Source organism: Thermoflexus sp. (genome assembly GCF_034432235.1).
Classification (GTDB): Bacteria; Chloroflexota; Anaerolineae; order Thermoflexales; family Thermoflexaceae; genus Thermoflexus.
Genome location: NZ_DAOUCJ010000043.1, coordinates 1 through 5889, shown reverse-complemented (window position 1 = coordinate 5889; position 5889 = coordinate 1). Strand labels below are relative to the sequence as shown.

Sequence of the window (5889 nt, the reverse complement as noted above, 5' to 3'; positions counted from 1 at the left end):
TGGTCCCCATCGATGAGGGATCGGTCTGTCCCGATCGTGGGGGGACAGGGGCCGGTGGCCCGGATAGGTTGGAGCCAGCGGGGGATGGAGCCGGTGGAAGGGGCAAACCTTCCGGCGATCCCACGGGCCCAGGGGAACCCGGGGGCTCGGTGGGCCCTTGTCCTCCCGGGCCTTCGACGCTCAAGCCTCCGGGGCTTCGGGCTCCCCGATGGGGATCTCCGGCCCGACAGGCTCCTGCAGGCGCCGGGCGAAAATGAGGAATCCGGTGTGGGCCACCATCCGGTCAGCGGGGCGGAAGCGCCAGCCCACGGTGTGATAGGGCCGCAGGAGGATCTCCACGGTTTCGATGAACCCGAAGCCGTGGGCCGGCAGGGCCTCCAGGAGCCGGATCACCTGATTGGCGGTGGGGAGGATGGCCCCGAAGAAGCCGCCGCTGCGCAGGGCCGCGGCCGCCTGGGACAGATAGGCCCAGGGCTCCGGCAGGTCCAGGAAAAGGGCATCGGCTTCGGTTTCTTCGAACCCTTCCGCGATATCCCGGATCCGCCAGGTGACCATCTCGGCCAGCCCCACCCGTTCCAGGTTCCGACGGGCGAGGGCCTGCATCTCCGGCCGCACTTCATAGGTCACCACCCGGCCCAGGGGCCAGACCGCCTGGGCCAGGGCGAGGGTCAATCCGCCGCTCCCGGTCCCCGCTTCCAGAACGAGGCGCCCGGGCCGAACGGACAGCTTCAACAGGATGTAGCCGATGTCCTTCGGGTACAGGATCTGGGTCTGGCGGGGTAGGTAGCGGATTAATTCCTCCATCGAGGGCTCCAGCATCCAGAAGACTTCCCCTCGATGGGAGCGCACGGCGGTCCCCCACGGCCGCCCGATGCAATCCTCGTGGGCGACCATCCCCCGATGGGTATGCAGACGTCCGCCCGGCTCCAGTCGGACCAGGAAGGGCTTCCCGCCCGGTCCGATGAGCAGCGCCAGATCCCCGGCTTTGGCTACGGCCTCCATGGAATTCCCCGGCGGAGCTATATCTGGAAAGCCTCCATTCGCAGGGTGGCTCGATCCACCTTCCGTCGATCGATGTGCACGCCCAGGCCGGGCCCCGGAGGCACGCTCAGCGTGCCATCCGGGTTCAGGACGAAGGGAGGATCGATCAGATCTTCGTGGTAATAGCGATCGCTGGCGGAGAGATCCCCGGGGAGGGTGAAGCCGGGCAGCGAGGCCAAGGCCACGTTCGCCGCCCGCCCGATGCCGGTCTCCAGCATCCCGCCGCACCACACCGGGATCCCCCGCGCGTGGCACAGGTCGTGAATCCGTTTGGCCTCCAGCAGCCCGCCGACCCGCCCGGGCTTGATGTTGATGATCCGGCAGGCGCCCATCTCCAGGGCCGCCCGGGCGTGCCGGGCGGTGTGGATGCTTTCGTCCAGACAGATGGGCGTGCGCAGGCGCGCCTGGAGGAGCGAGTGCTCATAGAGATCGTCCCAGTGGAGCGGCTGCTCGATCATCATCAGGTGGAACTCATCCAGGGCGGCCAGGCGATCCGCATCCTCCAGGCGATAGGCGGAGTTCGCGTCGGCCATCAGCAGGATCTCGGGGAACACCCTGCGGATCGCGGCGATCATCTCCACATCCCGGCCTGGCTTGATCTTGACCTTGATGCGCTGATAGCCTTCTTCCAGATAACCCCGGATTTTCTCCAGGAGGAGCTCATCGGTGGGCTGGAGCCCGATGCTCACGCCCACCGGAACCCGATCGCGGGTCCCCCCCAGATAGCGGGCGAGGGGGAGGCCGGCCTGGCGGGCCAGGAGATCCCAGAACGCGGCCTCCAGGCCGGCGCGGGCCATCGGATGCCCCCGGAGCCGCTCTCCGACCCGGGCCACCGTTTCGATGTCCGGGATGTCCTGCCCCAGCACCGCCGGGATCAGGAAAGCCCGCAGCACGTGCCAGGCGGTCTCAATGGTCTCATAGGAATATCCGAAATCCCGCGAGGCCACCACTTCGCCCCATCCCTCCAGGCCATCCGCATATACGGTCACCAGGATGGCCTCGCGATCATGCTCCCGCCCGAAGGAGGTCTCGAAGGGCTCCTTCAGCCGCATCCGGATCACGCGGAGCTCCACGCGTTCGACAACCATGGTCCATCGCTCCGACTGGGCTGGCGGAGGAGGCCCGTCTAGGCTCCTCCGGCGTGCGCGCATGGAACCTCGATGAAAAGCTGGCCTTCAGAACAGGAGATCGAGCACGGCCTTCAGCGATGGCTTTGAACCGGTCCAGGGCCGGCCGGATGGGCTGTGAAAAACCCCTTGCGCTTGGGCTGGAGCCCGTGCAGGGGCCGGATCCAGAACCCCGATGTCCGAACGGCTCCCCGAAGATCCGTGAAAAGGATCTTGACAGATGCTCCTCGCTTGCCTATCATTCTAATGCATGTCGCCCGGGCCGAATGCGCGAGCGATGCCTGGAGGCATGGGATCCTGAACGCGAGGCGTGGAGCCAATGCCGCCGCTTCTGGATGTTCGGAACCTGGAGGTGCGTTTCTTCACGCGGGATGGCGTGGTGCATGCTGTCAACGGGGTCTCTTTTCAGCTTCATGAGGGGGAGACGCTGGGGATCGTGGGGGAGTCGGGGAGCGGGAAGAGCGTGACGATGCTTTCCATCCTGCGGCTGATCCCCCAGCCGCCCGGCCGCATCACGAAGGGCGAGGTCCTGTTCCAGGGAGTGGATCTGCTGAAGCTGGATGAGGCGGATATCCGCCGCATCCGGGGTTCGAAGATCGCTATGGTCTTTCAGGACCCCATGACCTCTCTGAATCCGGTGCTCACCATCGGCCGGCAGATCACCGAGGTCCTGGAGACCCATCTCAACATGTCTCCCCACGAGGCGCGCCAGCGGGCCATTGAGCTCCTCCAGATGGTGGGAATCCCGAACGCCGCGGAGCGCCTGAACGATTACCCCCATCAATTCTCCGGTGGGATGCGCCAGCGGGTGATGATCGCCATGGCCCTGGCCTGCCACCCGCAGATCCTCATCGCCGATGAGCCCACCACCGCGCTGGACGTGACCATCCAGGCTCAGATCATCGATCTGGTCAAGCGGCTTCGGGATGAGCTGGGGATGGCCATTATCTGGATCACCCACGATCTGGGGGTGGTGGCCGGGCTGGCCCATCGGGTGGCCGTCATGTATGCCGGCTACATCGTGGAGGAAGCCCCAGTCCTGGAGCTCTATCACAACCCCCGACACCCCTACACCCTGGGGCTGCTCGGGTCCCTCCCCCGGCTGGACCGGCGGGAGCGTCGGCGGCTGGTATCCATCGATGGGATGCCTCCGGATCTGCTCGAGCTGCCGAGCGGTTGTCCCTTCGCCCCGCGTTGCCCCTACGCCTTCGATCGTTGCTGGGAAGAGAACCCCCGACTGGAGGAGATCGCACCGAACCATCGCATGGCATGCTGGGTGGATGTTCAGACCGGGAGGCCGCGGTGAATCGGAACGGACAGGTCTTGCTCCGGGTGGAAAACCTGGTGAAGTGGTTCCCCATCACCCGGGGGATCATCTTCACCCGAACCATCGGCTACGTCCACGCGGTGGATGGGGTCTCCTTCGAGATCCGGCGTGGCGAGACCCTGGGGCTGGTGGGGGAGTCAGGCTGCGGGAAGTCGACCGTCGGCCGGACGATCCTGCAGCTGCACCGGCCGACGCGAGGCCATGTGGTCTTCGATGGCGTTGACCTGACGCAGCTGAAGGGCAGGGAGCTGCGGCGCATGCGGCGCCGCATGCAGATCATCTTCCAGGATCCCTATGCCTCCCTCAACCCCCGCATGACCGTGGGCCAGATCATCGCCGAGCCCCTGGAGATCCACGGCATCGCCCGGGGGAAGGAGGCACGGGAGCGGGTGGAGGAGCTGCTGCGTCTGGTGGGGCTGAATCCCATCTTCGCCGACCGCTATCCCCACGAGTTCTCCGGCGGGCAGCGCCAGCGTATCGGCATCGCCCGGGCGCTGGCCCTGCAGCCGGATTTCATCGTGTGTGATGAGCCCATCTCCGCTCTGGACGTCTCCATCCAGGCTCAGATCGTGAACCTCCTCCAGGAGCTTCAGGAGCGTTTCCACCTGACCTACCTGTTCATCGCCCACGACCTGGCCATGGTCCGGCACATCAGCGACCGGGTGGCCGTGATGTATCTGGGGAAGATCGTCGAGCTGGCGGATCGGATCGAGCTATATGAGAACCCGTTGCATCCTTACACCCAGGCCCTGCTCTCCGCGGTCCCGGTGCCGGATCCGGCGGTGGAGGCCCGGCGTCAGCGGATCATCCTGCGAGGGGAAGTGCCCAGCCCGGTCAACCCGCCCAGCGGTTGCCGGTTCCATCCCCGCTGCCCGATCGCCCAGGAGATCTGCAAGCACGTGGAGCCGGAGTGGCGGGAGGTCCGCCCCGGCCACTGGGTGGCGTGCCATCTGGCGGCCTGAGGATCGCGGAGTGGGAAACGCCTTTCGGTTTCCCACGGGACGGCTTTCACCGGGGTGGGGCACAAGCGCCCCACCCCGCCCGGATTAAGCCGGGCGGCCGTCCCGCCACAGGAGCGGCAGGGCCAGCAGGGCGATGAGCCCGGCCACCCCGAGGGCGGCCTGCTGGAACGGGCCCCACTCCGCCGAACGCCCCAGACGCAACCAGTTAATCCCTGCCTGAGCCGCGGCGATCAGCAGCGCCGCTCCCAGCATCGCCACGCCCAGGCCCCGCTTGCTCATCGCTGTCCCTCCACGAACACCCGGAAGGTCTTCACGCCCGCCGCCGCGAACCGGGCTTCAAAGTCCCGAGCGGCCCCTGGACCGGTTGCCTCTTCCGCGAATACAATTTGCCGGAACCCCAGCAGCCGATCTTGCCCATCGTAGAAAGCCACTACCACATTGATCCGGCGCATCGGCACCGCGTCGGCATTGCGCACCTGGCCCCGGACCACAAAATCCGCCCCCTCCCCACGCCCCTCTGCCCGGGCCAGCTCCACCCGTCCGTAGCGGTTCCCAGGCTCCTGGGTCGGCTCCGCCCGGATCACCTGCGCCTCCGCCCGGGCATAACCCGGCGGAACCGTGTTGAAGACCAGCGCGAAGGGAGACCGTCCCCCCGAGATCAGGATATCCAGGCCCGTCCCGGCGATCCCGCTGGTCAGCGCCTGCCCTTCCCCATTCCGAAGGACGATCTGCACCTGAACGTTTCGCATCGGATGGGGCTGGGGATTCATCACCTCGCCGATGCAGCTCAGGCTGCCCATGGCGCTGGCCGTGCATCCGAATCCCTGGATCAGCAGGGGCATGGGGGTGGGGGTGGGAGGGCGCGCCGGTTCGCCCTCCGGGCCCGGTGCCGGGATCACCAGCTCCTGGCCGATCCGGAGCATAGTGGGATCGGTGATCCCATTCGCCTCCTGCAGGGCGGACACCGAGACCCCGTATTTCAGGGCGATGCCATAAAGGGTATCCCCGGGCTGCACCACATAGAGGATCGGCGTCGGGCTGGGCGTCGGCGTCGGGATCGGGGTGGGGGTAGGCACCCGCACCACCACCGGCGTGCCCATCGAAGGAACAGTGGGCGGGGAGCCGGGCGATGGGGAAGGAGACGGACGCTCCGAAACCACCCGCCCACATGCGGCGGCGATTAATAAAATCAGGGCCGCCATCCCACGCCGGATCCCCGCCCCGCGGGCCGAACCTCTCGATAAGGGGGTCATCGAATTGGGCTCCTCCAATATCTTAAGATCCAGTGCTTTTGATTATAAGCCAGAAAGCTCAGTCGGGGTGGGGCGGGTGGTTTCGCTGCACGCCCACGGGGTGGTTGAGCTCCCATCGGAATGGGCGAATGGCCAGGGGCTATCCCGCTGCTTCCGGAGGCGGTCCCATCACCCGTCGG

6 protein-coding genes are annotated in these 5889 nt (G+C 66.8%); 2 read left to right on the top strand and 4 right to left on the bottom strand.

Features of this window, described 5'->3' with window-relative positions:
- Positions 1–180: 180 nt before the first annotated feature.
- Positions 181–1002: a tRNA (adenine-N1)-methyltransferase gene (locus tag VAE54_RS05200; RefSeq protein WP_322800878.1), complete on the bottom strand. Its 822-nt coding sequence runs from the start codon at positions 1000–1002 to the stop codon at positions 181–183.
- Positions 1003–1019: 17 nt separating this feature from the next.
- Positions 1020–2129: an o-succinylbenzoate synthase gene (gene menC / locus VAE54_RS05195; protein ID WP_322800877.1), complete on the bottom strand. Its 1110-nt coding sequence runs from the start codon at positions 2127–2129 to the stop codon at positions 1020–1022.
- A 358-nt stretch (positions 2130–2487) separates the two neighbouring features.
- Between menC and VAE54_RS05190 the strand changes: the two genes are divergently transcribed.
- Together VAE54_RS05190 and VAE54_RS05185 are read left to right on the top strand one after the other, a co-directional pair.
- On the top strand, positions 2488–3474 hold the full coding sequence (locus VAE54_RS05190) for an ABC transporter ATP-binding protein (protein ID WP_322800876.1): 987 nt from the start codon (positions 2488–2490) through the stop codon (positions 3472–3474).
- The gene (locus VAE54_RS05185) at positions 3438–4457 is read left to right on the top strand and encodes an ABC transporter ATP-binding protein (protein WP_416223774.1); all 1020 of its coding nucleotides are present in this window, start codon (positions 3438–3440) and stop codon (positions 4455–4457) included. Before VAE54_RS05190 ends, VAE54_RS05185 begins: the two co-directional genes overlap by 37 nt.
- Before the next feature lie 84 nt (positions 4458–4541).
- On the opposite strand, the gene VAE54_RS05180 is transcribed toward VAE54_RS05185, so the two are convergent.
- Positions 4542–4736, bottom strand: coding sequence for a hypothetical protein (locus VAE54_RS05180; protein WP_322800874.1), 195 nt, complete (start codon positions 4734–4736; stop codon positions 4542–4544).
- On the bottom strand, positions 4733–5659 hold the full coding sequence (locus VAE54_RS05175) for a LysM domain-containing protein (protein ID WP_322800873.1): 927 nt from the start codon (positions 5657–5659) through the stop codon (positions 4733–4735). The genes VAE54_RS05180 and VAE54_RS05175 overlap by 4 nt, the downstream gene beginning before the upstream one ends.
- Positions 5660–5889 lie beyond the last annotated feature (230 nt).